Origin of the sequence: Enterobacter sp. 200527-13 (assembly GCF_027924865.1) — a bacterium.
GTDB classification, from domain to species: domain Bacteria; phylum Pseudomonadota; class Gammaproteobacteria; order Enterobacterales; family Enterobacteriaceae; genus Enterobacter; species Enterobacter ludwigii.
This window is the reverse complement of the sequence record NZ_BSCM01000001.1, coordinates 1,865,602-1,885,868: the sequence shown is the minus strand read 5'-3', so window position 1 is coordinate 1,885,868 and position 20,267 is coordinate 1,865,602. Positions and strand designations below refer to the sequence as shown.

At 51.1% G+C, this 20,267-nt stretch carries 22 protein-coding genes; 12 read left to right on the top strand and 10 right to left on the bottom strand.

From position 1 onward, the window contains the following. The first annotated feature begins 97 nt into the window (after window positions 1–97). From QMG44_RS09085 to QMG44_RS09075, 3 genes are read left to right on the top strand one after another with little or no spacing between them, the layout of a single operon-like run. Window positions 98–916: an oxidoreductase gene (locus QMG44_RS09085; protein ID WP_086532419.1), complete on the top strand. Its 819-nt coding sequence runs from the start codon at window positions 98–100 to the stop codon at window positions 914–916. Window positions 917–920: 4 nt separating this feature from the next. Further along, complete coding sequence (locus QMG44_RS09080) at window positions 921–1,331, top strand: hypothetical protein (RefSeq protein WP_086532420.1); 411 nt, start codon at window positions 921–923, stop codon at window positions 1,329–1,331. Further along, window positions 1,328–2,347 carry an NADP-dependent oxidoreductase gene (locus QMG44_RS09075; protein WP_086532421.1) on the top strand — a complete coding sequence of 340 codons (1,020 nt, stop codon included), beginning with the start codon at window positions 1,328–1,330 and terminating at the stop codon, window positions 2,345–2,347. Before QMG44_RS09080 ends, QMG44_RS09075 begins: the two co-directional genes overlap by 4 nt. 87 nt (window positions 2,348–2,434) lie before the next feature. Here the strand turns inward: QMG44_RS09075 and attM are convergent, their stop codons facing one another. After that, the gene (gene attM / locus QMG44_RS09070; protein ID WP_086532422.1) at window positions 2,435–3,226 is read right to left on the bottom strand and encodes an N-acyl homoserine lactonase AttM; all 792 of its coding nucleotides are present in this window, start codon (window positions 3,224–3,226) and stop codon (window positions 2,435–2,437) included. Between the two features lie 161 nt (window positions 3,227–3,387). On the opposite strand from attM, the gene QMG44_RS09065 reads away from it, so the two are divergent. Beyond that, complete coding sequence (locus QMG44_RS09065) at window positions 3,388–4,287, top strand: LysR family transcriptional regulator (RefSeq protein WP_063934294.1); 900 nt, start codon at window positions 3,388–3,390, stop codon at window positions 4,285–4,287. 161 nt (window positions 4,288–4,448) lie between these two features. On the opposite strand, the gene QMG44_RS09060 is transcribed toward QMG44_RS09065, so the two are convergent. Then, complete coding sequence (locus QMG44_RS09060) at window positions 4,449–5,351, bottom strand: LysR family transcriptional regulator (RefSeq protein WP_079230901.1); 903 nt, start codon at window positions 5,349–5,351, stop codon at window positions 4,449–4,451. Window positions 5,352–5,449: 98 nt separating this feature from the next. On the opposite strand from QMG44_RS09060, the gene QMG44_RS09055 reads away from it, so the two are divergent. Further along, window positions 5,450–6,172, top strand: coding sequence for an SDR family oxidoreductase (locus tag QMG44_RS09055; RefSeq protein ID WP_086532423.1), 723 nt, complete (start codon window positions 5,450–5,452; stop codon window positions 6,170–6,172). A 142-nt stretch (window positions 6,173–6,314) separates the two neighbouring features. On the opposite strand, the gene QMG44_RS09050 is transcribed toward QMG44_RS09055, so the two are convergent. The 3 genes from QMG44_RS09050 to QMG44_RS09040 all read right to left on the bottom strand — a co-directional run bounded on the left by QMG44_RS09050 (window position 6,315) and on the right by QMG44_RS09040 (window position 8,729). Next, window positions 6,315–7,061 (bottom strand): SDR family oxidoreductase, encoded by a 747-nt coding sequence (locus QMG44_RS09050; protein WP_020882399.1) that lies wholly within the window; start codon window positions 7,059–7,061, stop codon window positions 6,315–6,317. Between the two features lie 102 nt (window positions 7,062–7,163). After that, a complete protein-coding gene (locus tag QMG44_RS09045; protein WP_086532424.1) occupies window positions 7,164–8,045 on the bottom strand; it encodes a helix-turn-helix domain-containing protein in 882 nt (293 codons plus the stop codon). Between the two features lie 18 nt (window positions 8,046–8,063). Next, on the bottom strand, window positions 8,064–8,729 hold the full coding sequence (locus QMG44_RS09040; protein ID WP_086532425.1) for an NADPH-dependent F420 reductase: 666 nt from the start codon (window positions 8,727–8,729) through the stop codon (window positions 8,064–8,066). 75 nt (window positions 8,730–8,804) lie between these two features. Here QMG44_RS09040 and QMG44_RS09035 point away from each other — a divergent pair, with 75 nt between their 5' ends. Further along, entirely contained in the window at window positions 8,805–9,695 is an 891-nt protein-coding gene (locus tag QMG44_RS09035) for a LysR family transcriptional regulator (RefSeq protein ID WP_032680864.1), read from the top strand. A gap of 46 nt (window positions 9,696–9,741) precedes the next feature. On the opposite strand, the gene QMG44_RS09030 is transcribed toward QMG44_RS09035, so the two are convergent. Next, window positions 9,742–10,518 carry a MipA/OmpV family protein gene (locus QMG44_RS09030; RefSeq protein ID WP_086532426.1) on the bottom strand — a complete coding sequence of 259 codons (777 nt, stop codon included), beginning with the start codon at window positions 10,516–10,518 and terminating at the stop codon, window positions 9,742–9,744. Window positions 10,519–10,623: 105 nt separating this feature from the next. On the opposite strand from QMG44_RS09030, the gene QMG44_RS09025 reads away from it, so the two are divergent. Beyond that, the gene (locus tag QMG44_RS09025) at window positions 10,624–11,310 is read left to right on the top strand and encodes a response regulator (RefSeq protein WP_020882404.1); all 687 of its coding nucleotides are present in this window, start codon (window positions 10,624–10,626) and stop codon (window positions 11,308–11,310) included. Beyond that, the gene (locus QMG44_RS09020; protein WP_086532427.1) at window positions 11,307–12,509 is read left to right on the top strand and encodes a cell wall metabolism sensor histidine kinase WalK; all 1,203 of its coding nucleotides are present in this window, start codon (window positions 11,307–11,309) and stop codon (window positions 12,507–12,509) included. Before QMG44_RS09025 ends, QMG44_RS09020 begins: the two co-directional genes overlap by 4 nt. Before the next feature lie 247 nt (window positions 12,510–12,756). Here QMG44_RS09020 and QMG44_RS09015 read toward each other — a convergent pair whose 3' ends face one another. Further along, window positions 12,757–13,647 carry a GNAT family N-acetyltransferase gene (locus QMG44_RS09015; RefSeq protein WP_281853074.1) on the bottom strand — a complete coding sequence of 297 codons (891 nt, stop codon included), beginning with the start codon at window positions 13,645–13,647 and terminating at the stop codon, window positions 12,757–12,759. Between the two features lie 248 nt (window positions 13,648–13,895). Here QMG44_RS09015 and QMG44_RS09010 point away from each other — a divergent pair, with 248 nt between their 5' ends. From QMG44_RS09010 to QMG44_RS09000, 3 genes are all read left to right on the top strand, one after another. Continuing rightward, window positions 13,896–14,243: a MerR family transcriptional regulator gene (locus QMG44_RS09010; protein ID WP_020882407.1), complete on the top strand. Its 348-nt coding sequence runs from the start codon at window positions 13,896–13,898 to the stop codon at window positions 14,241–14,243. A 37-nt stretch (window positions 14,244–14,280) separates the two neighbouring features. Beyond that, on the top strand, window positions 14,281–15,033 hold the full coding sequence (locus QMG44_RS09005; protein WP_078774428.1) for a glucose 1-dehydrogenase: 753 nt from the start codon (window positions 14,281–14,283) through the stop codon (window positions 15,031–15,033). A 136-nt stretch (window positions 15,034–15,169) separates the two neighbouring features. Then, on the top strand, window positions 15,170–16,375 hold the full coding sequence (locus QMG44_RS09000) for an NAD(P)/FAD-dependent oxidoreductase (protein ID WP_063156498.1): 1,206 nt from the start codon (window positions 15,170–15,172) through the stop codon (window positions 16,373–16,375). 39 nt (window positions 16,376–16,414) lie between these two features. Here the strand turns inward: QMG44_RS09000 and QMG44_RS08995 are convergent, their stop codons facing one another. Then, entirely contained in the window at window positions 16,415–17,311 is an 897-nt protein-coding gene (locus QMG44_RS08995) for an AraC family transcriptional regulator (protein WP_086532429.1), read from the bottom strand. A gap of 174 nt (window positions 17,312–17,485) precedes the next feature. Between QMG44_RS08995 and QMG44_RS08990 the strand changes: the two genes are divergently transcribed. Next, complete coding sequence (locus tag QMG44_RS08990) at window positions 17,486–18,427, top strand: MBL fold metallo-hydrolase (protein WP_086532430.1); 942 nt, start codon at window positions 17,486–17,488, stop codon at window positions 18,425–18,427. 106 nt (window positions 18,428–18,533) lie between these two features. Here QMG44_RS08990 and QMG44_RS08985 read toward each other — a convergent pair whose 3' ends face one another. Then, the gene (locus tag QMG44_RS08985; protein WP_086532431.1) at window positions 18,534–19,301 is read right to left on the bottom strand and encodes an alpha/beta fold hydrolase; all 768 of its coding nucleotides are present in this window, start codon (window positions 19,299–19,301) and stop codon (window positions 18,534–18,536) included. A gap of 75 nt (window positions 19,302–19,376) precedes the next feature. Beyond that, window positions 19,377–20,198 carry an alpha/beta fold hydrolase gene (locus QMG44_RS08980; RefSeq protein ID WP_086532432.1) on the bottom strand — a complete coding sequence of 274 codons (822 nt, stop codon included), beginning with the start codon at window positions 20,196–20,198 and terminating at the stop codon, window positions 19,377–19,379. Window positions 20,199–20,267 lie beyond the last annotated feature (69 nt).

The following is a 20,267-nucleotide window of genomic DNA, read 5'->3' as shown; positions in this document are numbered from 1 at the left end:
CACGGGGATTCGGCATAACCCTATGCCGCGTTGTTTCCCTGCAGCGTGTTGTTGCGCTGCAGGGTGAGCAGGACTCCATCAAGAGAGCGTAGTGAGAATGACAAAAAAACGTGTAGCACTGGTGACCGGAGCTTCTTCGGGGATCGGTGAGGCGTCGGCTAAAAAACTGCTGGCCGCGGGGTATAGGGTCTATGGCACCAGCCGGCGCGGTGCGCAGGCAGGTACACATCCCTTTGCGTTATTAACGCTTGATGTGACGGACGATGCGTCCGTGAGCGACGCCATTGAGGCGTTACTGCACCTGGAAGGGCGGATAGATTTGCTGGTGAATAATGCGGGCTTTGGGGTTGCTCCTGCGGCCGCGGAAGAAAGTTCGATTGATCAGGCCAGGCGTATTTTCGACACCAACTTTCTTGGCCTGGTCAGAATGACGCGGGCAGTGATCCCGCACATGCGCCGTCAGGGCAGTGGGCGCATCATCAACATTGGTTCGATATTAGGGATTGTCCCGCTACCTTACGTGGCACTGTATGCAGCCAGTAAGCATGCGGTTGAAGGGTATACGGGCGCGCTGGACCATGAACTGCGTACACAGGGTATCAGGGTTTCCGTGATCGAGCCGGCCTATATAAAGACACAGTTCGACGTAAACAATGTAGAACCTGACGCGAAGCTAGAAGAATATGAACCGCTCCGGGCTAAGCTGAACAACGTCGTCAGCAAGGCAATGGACGAGGCGGAACGTCCGGAAGTGGTGGCTGATGTGGTGGTAAAGGCTGCCCAGGCTTTACGGCCTAAGGTGCGTTATACGGCGGGCACGCTGGCGGGGAAACTGAATTTCATTCGCCGCTTTGCGCCTGCTTCACTTCTGGACAAGGTAGTACGCAATAGTCTTCAGCTCGACGCGAAAGAATAAGAATATGAAATTTTCTCAACTGGCTATTCTGACTGCCGGGTTGTTTTTCATCCTGGCGGCGATATGGATGTTCTGCCCGCAACTGCTGTTAGCGCAGTGGGGAATCACGCCATCACCAGGAACTGATGTGCTCGGCCATCGCTCTGCCGCCCTGTACGCGGGCCTGGGGGTGATGTGTTTATTCGCCAGGCACGCAGAGCCCTCGCTGGCCCGCTATGCCCTGGCAGCAGGGATCGGTACGTTATGTTTGATTTTAGCCGTGTCCGGTGTTGTTGAGTGGTATGCAGGACACGTTAATGGGCAGATCGTTATTGCAGTATTTATCGAGCTATTCCTGGGTATCGCTTTTTTACTCAGCAACAGCGTTGGTAAGAAACACGCCACCGGCAAACCCGGCAGAGTAAAAGACAAATGAATAAGAAGACGATGAAAGCATTTACGTTCAAACGCTATGGTAAATCCCCTGAACTGGGATTCGACGACGTCGATTTTCCCTCCCCTGGTGATGATGAAATTCTGGTCAAAGTGTATGCAGTAGGTCTGAACCCGATCGATAACATGATCCCGACCGGCATGTTCAAACGTGTTCTGCATTTCAGTCTCCCCGCGACGTTGGGCAGTGACGTGTCCGGCGTTGTCGTTGCCACAGGACGTCGCGTGACGCGTTTCAACGCAGGCGATGAGGTGTTTGCCAGTATTTTTGACAGGGGAACGGGTTCGCTTGCTGAATTTGTGCGGGTGCCAGAAAACCTTGCAGCGTTAAAACCCGCCACTCTGGATTTCGTACAGGCAGCGTCGCTTCCGATGGTCGGTCTCACCTCCTGGCAAGCGCTGACGGAACGCGCGAAGCTGCGAGCGGGGCAGAAAGTATTTATCCCGGCCGGCTCCGGTGGAATTGGCAGTTTTGCTATCCAACTGGCAAAACACCTTGGCGCAACGGTAGGGACGACAACCAGCACCGCCAACATTGACTGGGTGAGCCGCCTTGGTGCAGATGAGGTGGTTGACTATAAAAAGCAGGAATTCGAAAAAGTGCTGAGCGGCTACGATATTGTCCTCGGGACTATCAGAGGTGACGCGATTGAGAAATCCACCCAAATCCTTAAACCGGGAGGGAAGATAGTTTCCCTGATCGGGCCGTTAGATACGGCTTTCGCACGGGAAAGACACCTCAATGTTTTCCTGCGTTTTGTATTAGGACTGTTGAGCCGCAAAATCATGCGACTGTCAACAAAACGAGGATTAACCTATTCGTTTCTCTTTGTCCGCCCTGATGGCAGCCAGCTTAGCCAAATCGCTGAACTCATGGACGCTCAACGCATCAAGCCTGTTATCGACAACGTTTTCCCCTTTGCCGAAACTGGCGACGCCTTCGCCTATCTGGCTCGCGGGCATGCAAAGGGGAAAGTGGTGGTTAAAATTCATGAGTGATAGAGACGAAGGCTTGCCTCTGCGCTAAGCATAAATGACCAGGGTTATCGCCTCAGGGAAGAGGTATTGTCACTATCACCGTTCGTATCAGTTATAGCCTTCCGTCTTCATCGCATAATTCGGCCAGATATCAGGATCGTGCCCGGGAATAATTTCCGCATTATGCATCTGGGTAACCACTCTTAGTTTTGCCACCGATCGTGCCACCTCACTGGCCGATGTCATCAAGCCAGGCAGGGCTTTATCCTGAAAATGGTCAAGCGTATAGGCAGCATCTATCGCCAGGGTGAACGATTTTCCACTCGGCAGGGAGACGACAAAAGATTGATGACCCGGGGAGTGGCCTGGTGTGTAAATAATTTTCAGAACGCCGTCGCCATACAGATCAAAACCGTCATCGGCATCTCCTGCCAGAAACTGCCATTTGAGACCTTCGCGATGAAAATCTTTCCGACAGTAGGCCCCGGCGGTAAACCAGTCCGGTGAAAAGGCATAGTCGTACTCAGCACGTTGCACAAGATGAGTGGCTTCAGGAAAGCGGCCAATCGCGCCGGTATGGTCAGAGTGGAGGTGGGAGAGTAAAACATAACGCACCGATTCTGGCCTTATTCCGAGCTTCGCCAGTTGTCTTCTACAGCCCTGGTTTGTATCCATGATGGGTTGATACTGGTCAACAGTCGGTCCCCAGTAGGCGCGGGGATCCTTCAGCCCTTCCACTGCAAGACCACCGTCAATAACAACATTCCCCTGCGGATGCGTCAGTAAAAACCAGGGGACAGGTATAATGTAGTCGGCGCCTTCACCCTGATTCATCCTGATATCGTGATATTTACAACGCTGATAGCCCGACTGGAACATATAAAGCCTGATATCTGACATGCTTCTTTTCCCGTAAAAAATGAAATGTTCTGTACGCCATAGCTACAACAGCCGTGGACGCACAGATTTTCATTAACAGAAGGGCCTGGCAGTAGAGGGGCGGGACCACTTTCATTTATCGGTTTTACCAATATAATCGGTGAATGGATTTACTTACGGCAATGCGTATTTTCATTCGGGTGGTTGAGCGCGGAAGCATGTCTGCCGCTGCGCGCGATCTCGGCATCGGACAGCCGGCGGTCAGTGAAAGGATAGAGCGTCTGGAAGCTCATCTTAATACCCGCCTGCTGCGACGTCACACGCGCCGAATGTCTCTCACCAATAGCGGGACGCTGTTCTATGAACGGAGCAAAAGCGCCGTTGCAGCGGCTGACCATGCGCTGGCAATCGCGGATAATGGTGAGGCAATTAGTGGAACCCTGCGCATTGCCGCACCCTATGGTGCCGGGGAAGAGTTACTTATGCCCGCCCTGCTTAAACTGCAATTGGCCTATCCGGGCATAAACATAGATCTGGTGCTCAGTGACAGAGTGACGGACCCGGTCACCGAAGGTGTGGATATCTCGCTACGTCTTGGTGAGGCGGGGGAAGGATATTATGTTGTCCGCCCGTTGGGGAAAATTGAGCGGTTGCTGGTGGCCTCTCCCGAATATTTGCAGCGTTATGATATGCCCCGTACACCGGGTGAACTCGCCCGACATGCGTTTGCTCGTGTTTCGGGCCTGTTTATGAATAACCATGTGACGCTGATCGCGCCTGACAACGCGTTACTCACCGTCCCTGTGAGAATAACATTCACTTCCAGCCACTGGCGGCCGTTACGTACTGTGCTTCTGGCAGGAAGGGCAATCGGGGTATTGCAGTCTCCGGTTTGCCGACAAGAGATTGCCGACGGGCATCTCGTACCTGTGTTACCCGACTACATTGTTCCTTCATTCCCTGCATATCTACTTTATCCCCCGGCTAATATCATCTCCGCTGAAACACGAGCATGTGTCGCTTTCCTTGAAAACGAACTTCGCACAAGCCTTACGCGCTCGGTAACAAAAGGGCAGCCATAGTTCTCAAACTCGAATATGAGGCTGTTAAATAAACGGTTGAACAAAATTTCGTGCCTGCCTGAGGTACACCCCGGTTAATGGCTTGCCCAGTCGAGCATGCGTCATTCGCTGCTACGGCGCGGCAACTCTCCGGAAGCTAAATATTCTGCGCGGGTTTGAAACTACTGCAGTGACGTCTTCCCCCACTGCCTGACGTGTTCAATCAGAGCCCGCAGCTTGGGGGCCATATTTCGACGTTGCGGGAAGTACAGATAAAACCCAGGAAAAGGCGGAAGAAAATCATCCAGTAATGAAACAAGCTGTCCTTTTTCAATAAATGGCCTGAATGTTTCATAGGTTGCAAAGGTAATTCCTCCCCCCGCAAGCGCGAGCCTGAGCATGAGACGGAGATCGTTGGTGGTGATATGCGGTTCAACCGCTACGTCGAAAGGTCTTCCCGCTTCCTCAAATTCCCAGCGATAGGGCGCGACGTCTGGCGAGGGGCGCCAGCCGATACAGCGATGGCGGATAAGCTCTCGCGGATGGCGCGGTGCGCTGTGGGCCGCCAGATAAGTTGGTGATGCCACCACCACTTCCCGTTGCTGTCCCGTCAGAGGGACAGCAATCATGTCTTTTTCGATCACGTCACCGAGCCTTACGCCGGCATCATAGCCCGCTGCCACGATATCAAATTCGTCATCCGACACGACGATATCGATGGTGACGGCAGGGTTAGCGGCTGCAAAGGACGCGAGCAGAGGGCCTGAAAGAAATTCTTCTGCAATTGAGGTGACAGCAATTTTCAGATGCCCTCGCGGCCCGTTGTCAGAGAGAACGTCTTCGCACGCCGCGTCAATCGTTGATAGCGGTACGGACAACGATTTTCGCAGCCGTTCTCCCGCTTCAGTCAGGTTTACCGAACGTGTGGTGCGCATGACAAGCAAGGTCCCGAACGTATCCTCCAGGCGTCTGATCCCCTGGCTGACCGCCGATCGCGTCACGCCAAGACGTTCGGCGGCAGCGCTGAAGCTACGTTCCTCTGCGACAGCCAGAAACAGAGGTAAAAGATTAAGGTCAATTTTCATTGTTTAGGTTTGCTAACCAGTGTGTAAACCAGTGGCAGGATACACGAAACAATACCCTCGTTCTATTATCCCTCTGAACTCAACTGAAGGAGTAAATCATGGATAAAGTCATCTTGATCACCGGTGCATCCAGCGGTATCGGAGAGGGTATTGCACGAGAGCTTGGCAATGCAGGCGCGAAGTTGTTACTTGGGGCACGCAGGAAAGATCGTATTGAAGCTATCGCTGCAGAAATTCGCAGTACAGGCGGGCATGCGGAAGCCTGCGAGCTGGATGTCACAACTCGCCAGTCGATGTCTGATTTCGTGCAGGCGGCACTGACTACGTGGGGGCGTATTGACGTTCTGATCAACAACGCGGGAATAATGCCCCTTTCTCCACTGGCAGCAGGTAAATATGATGAATGGGAACGTACCATTGATGTGAATATCAAGGGCGTGCTATGGGGGATTGGCGCCGTGCTTCCCACCATGGAAGCGCAGGGCTCCGGTCAGATTATCAATATTGGCTCTATCGGCGCTCTCTCTGTGGTGCCGACAGCTGCCGTCTATTGCGCCACAAAGTTCGCCGTTCGGGCGATTTCAGATGGCTTGCGACAGGAAAGCGCCAGCATCCGTGTCACCTGCGTCAACCCCGGTGTGGTGGAAAGCGAACTTGCCTCGACCATTACTCATACGGAAACGCAGGCGGCAATGGAGGTATACCGTTCCATTGCACTCCAGCCGGCTGATATTGCCCGCGCTGTTCGGCAAGTGATTGAAGCACCTGAAAATGTTGATACAACAGAAATCACGATTCGACCTACCGCGTCTGCGAACTGACCTGGCTAACGCATATTCACCACGAAAGCTGCCTGTAAGGCAGCTTTTTTTTGTCGTGTCACAGAGTGCAGGGTGAAAATTGTATGTGTATTGAAAAGGTCATAACGCGGGCCAGACAACCGGTGTGGCCCGCATGGCAAACTTACCACTGCTGCTCTGTGGGCATGATGAACAATTCTGCCACGTCGACATGATCCGGCGCGCGCAGCACATAAAGGATGGAATCAGCAATATCCTCTGACTTCAGGAACGTCATGTGTTCCTTCAGGTTTTCCATCTGTGCACGGTAGTTTTCGTCAGTAATGTGCTCGAATAATTCACTTTCAACCGCGCCTGGCTGAAGTGAGGTTACGCGAATATTGTATTGAGACGAAAGCTCCATGCGTAATACATCTGAAAATGCGGCTACCGCATGTTTCGTCGCGCAATATACCCCGAGTCCAGCGAACGTTTTTCTGCCCGCAATCGAGGACGTATTGATGATATGCCCTGACTTTTGCGCTTGCATCACAGGGAGTACCGCGGCCACCGTGTTCATTAAGCCCTTAATATTGACATCAACCATACGATGCCACTCCTCCAGTTTGAGACTGGCGATGTCTGAAATGGGCATGAGTCCGGCATTGTTAAAGGCGATATCAATGTGGCCATAGGCGTCGTGCAGTTTCTTCACGCCGTCGAAGACTGACGCCTGGTCAGTCACATCCATTTCCAGTGCAATGGCTTCTCCGCCGAAGGCCTTGATTTCTGATACCAGCGCCTGGAGACGATCCCGGCGGCGGGCCGCGAGTCCCACTTTGACCCCTTCTCTGGCCAATTTAATGGCGGTGGCTGCGCCGATACCGCTTGATGCACCGGTCACGATGGCTGATTTACCGTTGAGTTCCATGATTGATCCTCTTATGCGTTTGTTTAAGCGCTTCAGCAAAGAACATCTGAAGTTCGGGTCAATCATGTCTGCAAAAGGCACTCTCTTCGCGCGGTGGTTTGCTCACGCTGTCGGTGTTTTGCTACGCATATTTTCGTGGCGATATTGGGAAGGCGAAATACCGGTGTGCTTGCGGAATATGGCAGCAAAATGGCTGGGGCTGTTGTAGCCCACGGTCAGGGCAATGCTGATCATCGAATCCTCTGTCTCGGACAACAGGCGGCGCGCCGCTTCCATTCGCAAGCGGATAAAATAATGGGAAGGCGAAAGCCCGGTAGACTGTTTAAAGACCCGGCTGAAATGGAATTCACTAAGCTCGGCAAGGCCAGCCAGACGTGCTAAGTCGAAGGGGAGAGCCAGCTCTTCATGCATTGCCTTAAACACCCGGTGTAATTTATATGCCTGCAACCCGCCGTGGTGTCGCTTTGCCGATGTCCGGTAAGCACGGGAGAGATGTACGGCAAGGGCTTGAGCGATACCCTGGATGTAAGGTCCACTGGGTGGGTGTTGAAAATAAAGCTCTGCGCGCATAAGTTCCAGCAGGGCTGACAGTGTTTCATCGCGTTCGCCCGACACTTCCCGCAGCTCAATGTCCTGCATCATGGACACACCAATATAGACGTGCATAACGATGAAAGGGCAGTCTGGCTCGGCTTGCCATCTCATCTCTGTCGGAGAGGTGTCGGTCGTGAGAAAAAAATCACCTGCGGTAACGTGGTTTTCTGACCACTCTCCGCCCAGAGGCCGTTCTTCAACGACGGCCCGCCCAGAGAGTATCCAGACAATAAAAGGCTCTGGCACGGCCGGGATAATAACGTTGTCCTGCCTCTGCCGACGCGCCAGAATTTGAATGAAGACATCCCGGGAAGATTGTGCCCGATGTTCCTTGAGCAATTCGCCCGGAATGTACGCTTCGAATGATTCAGCGGAAGTACGTTGAGCCATATTCGTCAATAACGTCTCTTAAGCCAGTTTCACAAGGTTTAGCGCGGGAAGGGGACCACCCGGGAATTGTTGCAGATATCCCCCAATCTCAAGACTCCCTAAGTCTATACTGGCGAAGCCCATTCGGGTGGCTAATTCCTCAACGTCCGCTTTTGCATCAGCGTGGTCACCGGACATAAAGACCACGCGGCGCCCGCCAGATTGGGACGGATCTTGCGCAAGAACGTTTGCCAGAAGCGTGTTGAAGGCTTTGACGACTCGGGCTCCCGCTGCCCATTCTGCAACGCGCTGGGATGAGTTTTTACCCCCCAGATCTGCAAGGGTGAAGCCCGGCAAAAGTACCGGGTTAGTCGCGTCAATCAGAATACGACCCTCCCAGTTCACCCCACTTAATGCGGCCTCGGTTCTGTTCCAGTTGGTACTTATAAAAACGATTTCGGCTTCGGCAGCCTGTTGTACCGTTCCGGCGCGAGCTTTGTCGCCTAATGCCTCAACAACTTCAGCCAGGCTGTCCGGGCCACGACTGTTACTGAGGATGACATTCACGCCTGCGTTGACCAGCTGGTGGGCAAAGGCTTGTCCGATGGCGCCTGCACCAATAATGCCGACAGTATTTGTTTTCATAGTTTGTTTCCTTAAATGAACAGATGCGTTGATGTGTTTGGCGACGTTGCTTGAGAACATGAAAGGAGAATAGTGCTCACCGATCTATCTGTGTAGCCTATATAATTAGATGGTATACATCTAAAGGGGCGATACATGCTGGATGGTATGTCGATTGATCAACTGCGTACTTTCATTGCTGCGGTTGATGAAGGCAGTTTCTCGGCCGCAGGTCGCAAACTTCGCCGGGCGCAGTCCGTCGTTAGCGCTACGCTGGCAAATCTGGAATCTCAGGTAGGTTTTCCTTTATTTGAGCGAACGGGACGTTACCCGAAACTGACGGAGGCGGGGGCAGCCTTACTGGAGGCCGCACGCCATACGCTTGCCGGAATGGACGCGTTTAAGGCTAAGGCGCGTATCCTGGCAGAAGGCCTGGAACCCGAACTCGCCGTGTCTGTGGATGTGATGTTTCCGATAGAGATCCTGACCGCAGTCGTGAAGGAATTTCATCTGGCCTTTCCCGGCACACCGTTGCGTCTTTATGTTGAGGCGCTGGGCGCGGTACTTCAGCCATTGCTGGCCGGCAACTGTCGGGTCGCGATTATCGGCTCGCTACCGGATGTTCCGACCGGGTGTGCCTCTGAGTTCCTGCTCAGTGTTCCTGCCGTGGCTGTGGTCTCACCCGATCATCCTTTGGCTAAAATGGCTGGCCCAATTCTTCGGCCGGTTATGGAGAACGCTGTGCAGCTTGTATTGGCTGACCGCTCATCACTCACGGCGGGTCGCAACTTTGGTGTGATGTCGGCTAAGACGTGGCGTTTGGGTGACATGGGGGCAAAACATGCATTCTTGCGTGCGGGCCTCGGTTGGGGTTATATGCCTTTGCCTATGGTTGAGGACGATCTTGCTAATGGCAGACTGGTTATCCTGAACCTGGAGATGCAGCCCGATGTTGGCCCTGGTTTTTCCATGCATGCGGTACATATGACGCAATATCCTCCAGGGCCAGCCGGACGCTGGTTTATTAATAAACTTAAAACGCAATAAACCAGGTTATCTGGCGGTCAGAGCACCAGATAACCGATATCCTGCATCAGAATGTATAAAATGCCCCGACGGTAAAGAGAAGATATTCATCCTTTTGCACAATGGGGCTGCTGCTTACACGCTCTGCAAGCGTGATATACCCTAAATCCGCATAGCCGGACCAGTTATCATTAAATGTGTGTTGCCAGTTAATATCGTAATTCACACTGTTTAATCCGCTACCCGCGTTGAAAGGCCTATATCCGGAATGGGTACTTTGATTTTCATTCACCCCAAACCAGGTATTATTATACCGTGCGTCGCCGTATTTTCTTTCGGTACTGATTAGCAGAGTATCTGTGTCGTTAGCAAAAAGAACGACATTAAGTTTAATTTTATATTGCATTCCCTGGCTTTCAGTCAGCGGTGCCGTAATATTTCCCTCAAAGCCTATCCAGGGTGCCATCCACCATCCTGCCGTGGTGGTGGTATTCATTACGGTATTAATCTTACCCATACCTTTAAGTTTATCAGAGCCTTCCTGAAGCCAGGCGTTTCCGCTATCCGTGCGGCCAAGGGAATACCCCAGAGCTTGCCCCAGGTAAACGCCATTACTGAACTGATGGGAATAGACGATACCTTTGTCGGTATTGACGGACCAGTCATCGTAAGTCCATCCGAAATACGGCAGCGTATTGACATCATATTTATTCGAGCCGGTATATTCAGGCGCATATTGTGAACCCACGCCAATCGTGACATAAGATGCTTTTTTATCTGATGATGCCTGTGAAGCGAACGATGCTGCGATGAGTGTTACTAAGGCGATTTTTATTTCCTTCATAAAACTTCCTGAATGAATTATGCTTATATCTATGAATTGCGGAGTATGCGGGCGGTCAATCAATATTCCTGCAAGATTTAATCAAGATTCCATCAAGGTGCGAATGTGAAACGTGTTTTAATTATTGAAGACGATTTGGATGCCGCGAATGTGCTTGAGGCTTACCTTAAGCGCGATCAGTTTCAGACCTCATCGGCCAGCAGCGGTAACCGGGGGCTTGAACTGGCATTCAGCTGGAAGCCCGACATTATTTTGCTGGATGTGATGTTGCCCGGCATGAGCGGGAACGATGTTCTGCTGGCCCTGCGCCGGCGCAGTGATATTCCCGTGATTATGATCACCGCCATCCGCGACGGCAGCGACAAAATCAGTGCCCTGCGATTTGGCGCGGATGACTATGTGGTGAAGCCCTATAACCCGGGTGAGGTGGTCGCCAGAGTCCATGCTGTACTTCGTCGTTATTCCGGCGAGCGCAGCAGCACGCTTATTGAGTACCGGGGACTGCAGGCAGATACAGAGTCCATGACGGTAAGCGTTGAGAGCGAGAACGGGCAACGGACAGCGCTGGATTTAACGCCGACGGAACTGCTGCTGCTGATGACATTTCTTAAGTCACCGAATAAGGCTTTCACCCGTCAGGCGCTTCTTGAAGCGTGTCTCCCAGAAAGTGAAGCCCTGGAGCGCGTTGTGGACACGCATATCTATAACTTGCGAAAAAAACTCGAGTCAGCGGGGCAGACTGATTTGCTGATAAACGTAAGAGGGATCGGTTACCGATTTGCAAATGCATGAAAAAGTTTACGTTATCTCCACGAGGCGAACCGAGTACGCTGTGGAACTGGATATGCAAGCGGCTGATATCCCTGGCAGTCGGAAGTATTATTCTTATTGCCTTTTTTATGTGGGTGCGATTTTTCGTTGAAAACAAATGGCACGCCTACCGGATGCCAGAGGCCGTCAGGGCTGAACTCTCAGTTCTGAGCAAGCACCCTGAACAGAACATCAACCGCTATCATGAAATTATCGACACCTGGTATGGGCTGTCCTACTCAGATCCGACGATGGGGATTAAGGACTGGGTCATTCTTGGCATCCTGGTTCTGATATTCATACCGATTATTTTTATGCTTACGCTGAAAACAGCGCGCCCCATATCCCATCATATTAGCCGGCTTGCCGGTGCGGCACGGTCTGTTGCTGAAGGCGGGTTTGGGACCCGCGTGCCCGTCCCGGACAATCTGCCGCTTGAATTGCGAAGCCTCAGCGAGAACTTTAACGGGATGTCGATGCAGCTGGAACGCTACGAGAAAGATTTGAAAAAATCGCATGTGATCATGGCACATGAATTGCGCTCGCCGCTGACGGCTGCCATCGGTCGCCTGCAGGGCATTATGGACGGCGTATTTGAACCCAGTCAGGCCCAGTTGAACATGATCATGCAGCAGATGAATGATTTAAACAGACTGGTTGACGATCTGCATCTGTTAAAACTGGCTGATGCCAACCAGCTGAATTTGAGCCTGGTATCAACCAGCCTGGACCAGATAATCCGTGAGAAAGTGGCATGGACGATGCCTTCAGCCCAAAGGGTGGGAGTGAACATTATCTACCATGAGGGGGAATCTGTGACCTGTCGGGTTGATCCGTACCGGATAGGCCAGGTCTTTTTGATCCTGATGGACAATGCTCTGCGCTACGCTGCGGAAGGGGGCATCCTGGATATTCGTTATCATGTCAGCGATAAAAAGATATCTGTTATTTTCCGCGACAACGGTCCGGCAGTCCCGGACGCACTGCTTGAAACCATATTTTCACCGTTTGTGCGTGAGGAGCAGTCCCGTTCACGACATACCGGTGGATCCGGGCTTGGGCTCTCTATTGCCAGAGCGATATGCGAGGCGCATCGCGGTACTGTCTTTGCAGAACGGAATGCCAGCGGAGGGCTATCGTTCACGATGACGATACCGCTAAGCGAAAAGGAACAGCATTGACGGTTCCTTAACAAAGGGTGAACTGAATCTTGTAAAAATTGAGTTTAAATACATGGTAAACGGGGGTTTTCCATGTCACCTGAATTACTTCTCTCTCTGCTTTCTGCCTTTCGTAAAAGGGTACGATGTGGTTGTTTTTTACTGTACATCGCACCGGTGATTGTCATATTTCAGATTATCATTATTGTTTTATTGGATGCGCCGAAAGGAGATAAATAATTGTTAAGGGCAGGGCGGCGAATACAGTTCAAAGAACCAGTGATTTACCTGTAGGCCGGGTTTCGGCCCAAAGCAGTTTATAGTCCCATTTTTTATCGTACAATCCGATTGAAAATTGCATTGCCTTATTTTCATCGCGACACACTTCTCGTGCATCAACAATATTTTTCCACATGAGCAGACTTCCTGGGCTGAATGCGGTGATCGACGGGTCAATCCCACCGTTAGGAACATCAAAATACAGGCTTTTTTCACTACGGGCACACAGTACGAGATCTATCGCAACGGGGGCACCTTCAAAGAAAAGTACATTGCCGGTGACCATATGTGGCAGGGCGGTTAACAGTTCAGTGATGTTTTTCCTGTTATAGCATCTGACGCTGTCAGCAAAACGCAGCCTGAAGAGATGCACGTAAATATCAGCAATATCCGCCGGTGACATCTCTCTGAGCGGTATGCATTCTCCGCCCGCAGCCAGCATTTTTTTTAGCTCTCCATTTCTTTTTTTCACCGTTTTACCTGAGAAAAACGTTTTAATCAGGCAAACCTTACGTTTTTCACGAAAAGCATAGGTGGCATTTATTATATTCCCACGCAGCGATGAAGACAGCCGGTTTGTTTTTACTGGCAGAACGATTTTTTGATCGGCAGCCATGGGGATAATAATTTCATCATAAGATACCGGGTAATCGCGCCAGACATTCAGGCCGAAGGTATTTTCATCACTGGTAAAGTACGCTGCGGTGATCTCGCCATCGCGTCGGTAATGCCAGAATGCGAAATCTTTTTCCTTCTTCTGCATAAAGAAATTGATAATGTCGGGGTGAGTATTAACACTGCCGCCGTACTTATAATAAGCCGCCTGGTAATGCGTGAAGTTTGAACGTTCCCATCCAAAAAGCGAATGTCTGAAGCCCATTATTGTTTCTCCTTGCAATCTCATCAGAGGGCGCTGTCAGCGCCGGGCAGTTCTGTCTGAACAGGCTGATTATCCCGACCGTTAATCAATAAACGGTCAAGGCAAAATCAAGATTGCTGCAATCTTCGTTGGCGGAGTTAATTTTGCCTGTCTCAGGAAATATCTGCTTACATTCCAGCTAACGCTATGCTCTTTACATTGACACTAGTGTCAATGTTGTAGAGTGCATCTATGACGAGGAGAAAGGTATGCGACCATCTGAACTGGCGGCGCTCACTGGCGTCAGCACCCGAGTGCTAAGACATTATGAAGCTAAAGGACTGATTGTTTCTCAGCGGTTGGACAACGGTTATCGGAATTACGACGCGAAAGACGTCGAGAAAGTGAGATGGATAATCTCGCTTTTAAAATGTGGGTTCAGTACCCGACAGATTGCAGAGCTGGAAAAGTTTTCTCAGGTAAGCGACATGGATGATGCACGTTTTATCCAGTGTCTGGCCCAGCACAGAGAAAAACTTCGGGCACTGGACACGCTTATCGAATTACTTAATGAACGCAGAAATACACTTGCCACGCGTATTCACGCTTACGAGTGATCGCTCTGTCTGAGCAGTAATAACAGGAAATATCATCATGAAACAGTTAGACAATAAAGTCGCGTTAATTACCGGAGGCAGTAGCGGTATCGGACTGGCCACGGCCAAACGGTTTATTGAAGAAGGTGCAAAGGTGATTATCACTGGCAGGAATGCAGAAACCCTGCAGCAGGCGATGAATGAACTCGGTGACGATAATGCACTGTCAATACAACACGATATCGGTGACATACGAAGCCATGAAAACCTCTTTCGTATTATTAACGAAAAGTACGGCAAGCTGGATGTGATGTTTGCAAATGCCGGCGTTATTGTGCTTTCCGATTTCCCGGCCTCCACCGAAGATGATTTTAATACTCAGTTTGATATCAACGTAAAAGGGACGTTTTTCGCCGTGCAACAGGCCCTCCCGTTAATGTCCGACGGTGGTTCGATAATATTAACGTCCTCCATTGCGCATTATAAAGGGTTCGATGGACACACTATCTATGCCGCCTCAAAAGCCGCGCTGCGATCTTTTGCCCGCAGCTGGACGACCGACCTTAAAGGCCGTGGGATCCGCGTGAATTGCCTGAGCCCAGGACCCGTCGCCACACCGATTATCAGTAAAATGGGCGTTTCCCTGAGCGATCGCGAGATTTTTGACGCCAGCATCGCAAGTCGTATTCCGTTAGGTCGTTTAGGCAAACCTGACGAGGTGGCCGCGGCAGCGCTGTTTCTTGCATCGGATGAAAGCAGTTTTATTTCGGGTATCGACCTGTCTGTCGATGGCGGGATGGGGCAAATTTAGCGGCGCGCGCAGCGCTGATAAAAAAACATCAAATTTGATTAAAGCACATCAATTTTGCTAGAGCAGGCAGGTTTGACTTTCACTACTCTTGGTGCGGTAACGACATTTTCATCATCCGCTGTTAACAGGTATCGCTATGAAAAAACGTATTATTATTGCCGGTTCGGGTTTTGCAGGTATGTGGGCCGCCATTTCAGCAGCAAGGCTGGTACATATGGAAAAGGCAAATGATCGGATTGAGATTTTTTTGGTTTCTCCGGAACCCGCATTAACCATTCGTCCAAGATTGTATGAAGCCGTACTGGAAAATATGGCACCCTCTATTCTGCATGTTCTTAAGGCTGCGGGTGTGCACTATATTGCCGGTTATGTCACCGATATTGACGCAGAAAATAAAACTATCTCGGTAAAAAAAGAGAGTGGCGAAACCTCGGTTAATTTTGACAGTTTTGTACTGGCCACCGGAAGCCAGGCATTTCACCCAGAACTGCCGGGGATCACGGAATACAGTTTTGATGTGAACTCATTGAATGCTGCTCATGAACTGGAGCAACACCTCATGTCGTTAGCTTCAGAGCCTTATTCTCCCGCACGAAATACTGTTGTTGTCGCCGGTGGGGGCCTGACCGGGCTTGAGACCGCCACTGAAATGCCGGAACGCCTCAGAGACCTCTTGGGTTCGGAGCACCATTTGCAGGTTATTATTGTGGACAGTTCGAACAAAATTGGTCAGGCGATGGGCGAGGATGCCTGTGAGATCATCAATCAGGCGCTGGCCAGTAATGGCGTGACTGTACGAACGGGCGTCAGAGTGCGCGCAATCAACGCTGAGGGGGTGATGCTTTCGGACGATGAATTTATCCCCAGTAAAACGGTGATATGGACGGCGGGAATGCGGGCCAGCGCGTTAGCCGGGCTCATCCCGGGCGACCACGATAATCTGGGCCGTGTTATTGGGGATGCGTATCTGCGGGCACCTGCCGCCAGGGGTATCTTCGTTACCGGCGATACCGTAAAAGTCCCTACGGATGATGAAGGTAATTATAACGTCATGTCCTGCCAGCATGCGATGAGCCTGGGGCGCGTCGCCGGTCATAACGCGGCAGCAGAAATACTGGGATTACCGCTGCATTCTTACAGCCAGCCAAAATATGTTACCTGTCTTGATCTGGGCAAATGGGGGGCGGTCTACACGGAAGGCTGGGATCATCAGGTTATGTACCAGGGCATGGAAGCGAAAAAAATAAAGCAGGAAATTAATACTCAGTGGATTTATCCGCCAGAACCCGACAGAGAGAAAATGTTTTCTGTTGCTAACCCTGATTACATTATTGTTCCGTAACAGGCCATCTCTGTTGATGCTGCCTGGCGGCAGGCAGCATCAACGCGTGTTCTTTTTTTCACGCCATTGACCGGGGGTCAAGCCTGTTATTTTTCTGAAGGCCTGGGTAAATGCATTTTGCGAGCCATAGCCGCTTTCAATGGCAATTTCTGTAATCAGTTTATCGGTGTGTTGTAACTCGTGGAAAGCGCGTTCCATTACGCGCTGCTTAAGCCACCCGTACGGGGTTAAGCCGGTACTGTTTTTAAAGGCACGGCAGAAATGAGCTGAGGAAACTCCCAGCTCAAGAGCCAGTGATTTAATCGTGACATCCCCTATGGGGCTGTTATCCAGTTTTTCCAGCGCCATTTTTAATGCGCGCGAAGACAATACTCCTTGCGACTGACCTGCGGCTGTCAGCGTGTTGGAGTGGTTTTTTATTAACTGTAATATTAATGACAGCGTTAAGTGCTCGCAGAGCAGTTGGTTAATTTTGTTATTGTCCGAAATGATTTCCGCAACGGCCAGCGTAATTTTTGATGCCGTTTCATCAAAATGCGCTGTGCGTAAGAGTAACTCTGCAGTGGGTATCTCCATTTGATTCAGAAGATCGGCGAAAATATTATCAGGAATATATAAATGCATAACATCTACAAGACCAGCAATATCCCAGCGAGATGTACTTCCCTGAGGAATTGTCGTGATGGCGCCTTTCCGGATCGTGTTTTTAACGATTTTATTTTCTGTTTTTCGCTCAACACGCTGCATATGTCCAACGTGAGCAATAATCACATGTTGATCGAGTGGCGGGATAGTTTCATGCAATGGCCCATGCGGCCAGTGATAACAGCGAATTTGCAGCGCATCTCCACTGTCTATGCCTAATTCAGGTCGGTTCTTTAATACCTGAGCCATTTTATGAACGGCATCGTCAAGAGGATTGTCATGATTTTTCATGAGTATACCTGTTAATAACAGTGGGCATCATAAGAGTATAGCGATGTTTTAACCCTGTTTCATTGTGTTCTGTCTGCATGTTTATTTTTGATGATGGGAAATAACAGAGGGGAAAAAGTCATTTCTACGGTGTGTATACCCTTAAATCGATTAATTATGTTGTCTGGAGGAAATATGGCGATATCTAAGAATGATGCAGCGTCGTTAGCACCTGTTAATGGTACTTCGCATGTTGAAGCCGTTTATGAAAAGGTGCCATCACGTTATGCACTACAGGTCGGTAAGATTGATGTTCTGGTGATCAGTGACGGCGTGTTGTCATTACCTGGACCCATGTTGGGTCATAACGCGGAGGCCTCCGAACGTACCCACTGGTTTGAAGATAAGTTTCTGCCTGCCGATTTTCTCGACTGGGCCTTAAATGTGGTTCTCGTGCAGAGCGGTGACCGGACGATCCTGGTTGATGCAGGGATGGGGGAGGCTTTCCCTGATTTACCCCGCGCCGGTCGAACGGTTAACCGCCTGGCGTCAGCGGGGATAGATCTTGCCAGCGTCACGGATGTGATTATCACGCATCTGCATATGGATCACGTTGGTGGGCTGCTTATTGAGGGTGTGAAAGCGCGCATGCGGTCAGACCTTCGCATTCATGTCGCTGCTGCTGAGGTGGAATTTTGGCGTGACCCCGATTTTTCACAGGTTTCCATGCCGCCTGGTTTCCCGGAAGCACTGCGCCAAACCGCTACCCAATTTTTGCAAGCGTACCAGACTCAACTGCACACATTCGAAGAGGAATACGAGGTTGCACCCGGCGTGCGTGTCGTTCGTACAGGCGGGCATACTCCCGGACACAGCGTGGTGAGGCTGGCCTCTGAGGGGGAACGACTCACCTTTGCCGGCGATGCTATTTTCCAGGTTGGGTTTGAACATCCTGACTGGTTCAATGGTTTCGACCATTATCCCGAAGAAGCGGCACAGATTCGCATTCGTCTGCTGCAGGAACTGGCAGATAACAGAGAGTCGTTGATCGCTACTCATCTCTCATTCCCGTCTGTCTGCCATGTTGCTGTCGACGGCGATACGTTCCGTTGCATTCCGGGTCCCTGGGATTATTAAGAATACCGCTGATGTCATTTTCACGGATACCGGCAGGAACATAAGAGGCATTACCTATACGGCCATCCCTCAGACGAGGGATGGCGTTCAGGAGGGAGAGCGATGTTTACTTCGCCGCTTCCTCAATAAGTGTGGCAACGTCCTGCGGATGAGAAACCATCACGACATGGGATGCGCCCTTGATCACCACGGTGTGTTTTGATCCCGCGCGTTCAGCCATGAATCGCAAACCCTGGGCGGGGATATTCTTGTCGCCGTCACCGTAAATGAAGTAAGAGGGCAGTTTTTTCCAGGCAGGCGCACCTGACTTTTCAGTTAAAGCCGCTTCGGTAATCGGTCTTTGCCCTGCGGCCATCAGCGCCGCCTCTTTAGCTGAAACGTCATGTGCGAATTGCTGGTGGAACTTCGCCTGGTCGATGGAGAGATCGACGCTACCATCAGCCAGCTTCACCGGTGCGGCGAGCGCCTGGCCAAGCGTGCCGCCAGGATATTTTCCGGCCAGGTCGGCTGCCGCTTCACCGGCATCCGGAGCAAATGCGGCGACATACACCAGCGATTTCACATTGTTTGTATCACGGGCCGCGTTCGTAATGACCTGGCCACCATAGGAATGGCCGACAAGGACGACCGGTCCCTTAATATTGTTCACCACGGAAGAGACGTAAGCCGCATCAGTCGAAACACTGCGCAGCGGATTCGCCGCAGCGACGACGTTATACCCGTCCTTTTGCAGGATTTGGGTAACGCCATTCCAGCTAGAAGAGTCGGCAAAGGCACCATGAACCAGGACAACAGTCGGCTTAGTGGTTTCTGCGATAGCGCTGGCAGACAGCAAAACGGTGGCAACGGCAAGGGAGGCAGCAAATTTGGACATGATCGTTCCTCTTTTCAATTCAGTTTAAAGGCTATGCGTATGATGGTTGCGGCCTGTCTGGAACAGGCCACCTTGTTAGCTGCGAATAAAGGCCAGTACGTCAGCGTTAAAGCGATCGGCTTCTGTCTCCGCCAGCCCATGTGAACCGTCGGCATATATCGTCAGCGTTGCATTCGCGACGATCTCAGCGGCGCGGTGTGCAGATGCCTTAATGGGGACAATCTGGTCGTCGTAGCCATGAATAATCAGGGTAGGGCGATCAATCTGTTGCAGGTCGTGTGTGTAATCGACTTCAGAGAACTCATGGATGCAGTCATATTGCCCCTTAATACCGCCCTGCAGGCCGATTCTGCGGAAGTTTTCCCGCAACCCGTCATTGGTGGGGACATGGTCACGGTTGAAGCCATAGAACGGAACCGTCAGGTCGAAGAAAAACTGTGAGCGGTTTTTGGCCGTGCCTTCGCGGATAGCATCAAACACCTCCATCGGGGTGCCGTCAGGATTGGCATCCGTCCGGAGCATCAGAGGAGGGACAGCGCCGACCAGAACGACTTTAGCCACACGTGAGGTACCATGACGACCGATATAATGTGCAACTTCGCCGCCCCCTGTTGAGTGACCCACTAAAATCAGATCCTTCAGATCCAGCGCCTCAATCAGCTCAGCGAGATCGTCCGCATACTGATCCATATTGTTACCGTGGAAAGTCTGGTCCGAACGCCCGTGGCTGCGACGGTCGTGTGCGATGACCCGGAAACCCTTCTGGCTGAAAAACAGCATCTGCTGATCCCAGGCATCAGACGATAACGGCCATCCATGAGCGAAGAGGATAGGCTGACCTGAACCCCAGTCTTTGTAGAAAATGCCGGTTCCGTCTGTGGTGGTGAAAGTTGTCATTTCGTTCTCCTGTCATGTGTTGTGTTATTAGTTTGTGTGCGATTTGTTTGTGTGCAAATGAATATGGCA

Excerpts from the sequence above, each read along its gene's own strand:
- QMG44_RS09050 (WP_020882399.1), bottom strand. The coding sequence starts at position 7,061 with ATGGAACTCAACGGTAAATCAGCCATCGTGACCGGTGCATCAAGCGGT.
- QMG44_RS09045 (WP_086532424.1), bottom strand. The coding sequence starts at position 8,045 with ATGGCTCAACGTACTTCCGCTGAATCATTCGAAGCGTACATTCCGGGC.
- QMG44_RS09005 (WP_078774428.1), top strand. The coding sequence starts at position 14,281 with ATGAAACAGTTAGACAATAAAGTCGCGTTAATTACCGGAGGCAGTAGC.
- QMG44_RS08980 (WP_086532432.1), bottom strand. The coding sequence starts at position 20,198 with ATGACAACTTTCACCACCACAGACGGAACCGGCATTTTCTACAAAGAC.
- attM (WP_086532422.1), bottom strand. The coding sequence starts at position 3,226 with ATGTCAGATATCAGGCTTTATATGTTCCAGTCGGGCTATCAGCGTTGT.
- QMG44_RS08990 (WP_086532430.1), top strand. The coding sequence starts at position 17,486 with ATGGCGATATCTAAGAATGATGCAGCGTCGTTAGCACCTGTTAATGGT.
- QMG44_RS09065 (WP_063934294.1), top strand. The coding sequence starts at position 3,388 with ATGCGTATTTTCATTCGGGTGGTTGAGCGCGGAAGCATGTCTGCCGCT.
- QMG44_RS09055 (WP_086532423.1), top strand. The coding sequence starts at position 5,450 with ATGGATAAAGTCATCTTGATCACCGGTGCATCCAGCGGTATCGGAGAG.
- QMG44_RS09035 (WP_032680864.1), top strand. The coding sequence starts at position 8,805 with ATGCTGGATGGTATGTCGATTGATCAACTGCGTACTTTCATTGCTGCG.
- QMG44_RS09020 (WP_086532427.1), top strand. The coding sequence starts at position 11,307 with ATGAAAAAGTTTACGTTATCTCCACGAGGCGAACCGAGTACGCTGTGG.
- QMG44_RS09085 (WP_086532419.1), top strand. The coding sequence starts at position 98 with ATGACAAAAAAACGTGTAGCACTGGTGACCGGAGCTTCTTCGGGGATC.
- QMG44_RS08985 (WP_086532431.1), bottom strand. The coding sequence starts at position 19,301 with ATGTCCAAATTTGCTGCCTCCCTTGCCGTTGCCACCGTTTTGCTGTCT.
- QMG44_RS09060 (WP_079230901.1), bottom strand. The coding sequence starts at position 5,351 with ATGAAAATTGACCTTAATCTTTTACCTCTGTTTCTGGCTGTCGCAGAG.
- QMG44_RS09010 (WP_020882407.1), top strand. The coding sequence starts at position 13,896 with ATGCGACCATCTGAACTGGCGGCGCTCACTGGCGTCAGCACCCGAGTG.
- QMG44_RS09000 (WP_063156498.1), top strand. The coding sequence starts at position 15,170 with ATGAAAAAACGTATTATTATTGCCGGTTCGGGTTTTGCAGGTATGTGG.
- QMG44_RS09015 (WP_281853074.1), bottom strand. The coding sequence starts at position 13,647 with ATGGGCTTCAGACATTCGCTTTTTGGATGGGAACGTTCAAACTTCACG.
- QMG44_RS08995 (WP_086532429.1), bottom strand. The coding sequence starts at position 17,311 with ATGAAAAATCATGACAATCCTCTTGACGATGCCGTTCATAAAATGGCT.
- QMG44_RS09030 (WP_086532426.1), bottom strand. The coding sequence starts at position 10,518 with ATGAAGGAAATAAAAATCGCCTTAGTAACACTCATCGCAGCATCGTTC.
- QMG44_RS09080 (WP_086532420.1), top strand. The coding sequence starts at position 921 with ATGAAATTTTCTCAACTGGCTATTCTGACTGCCGGGTTGTTTTTCATC.
- QMG44_RS09040 (WP_086532425.1), bottom strand. The coding sequence starts at position 8,729 with ATGTTCTCAAGCAACGTCGCCAAACACATCAACGCATCTGTTCATTTA.
- QMG44_RS09075 (WP_086532421.1), top strand. The coding sequence starts at position 1,328 with ATGAATAAGAAGACGATGAAAGCATTTACGTTCAAACGCTATGGTAAA.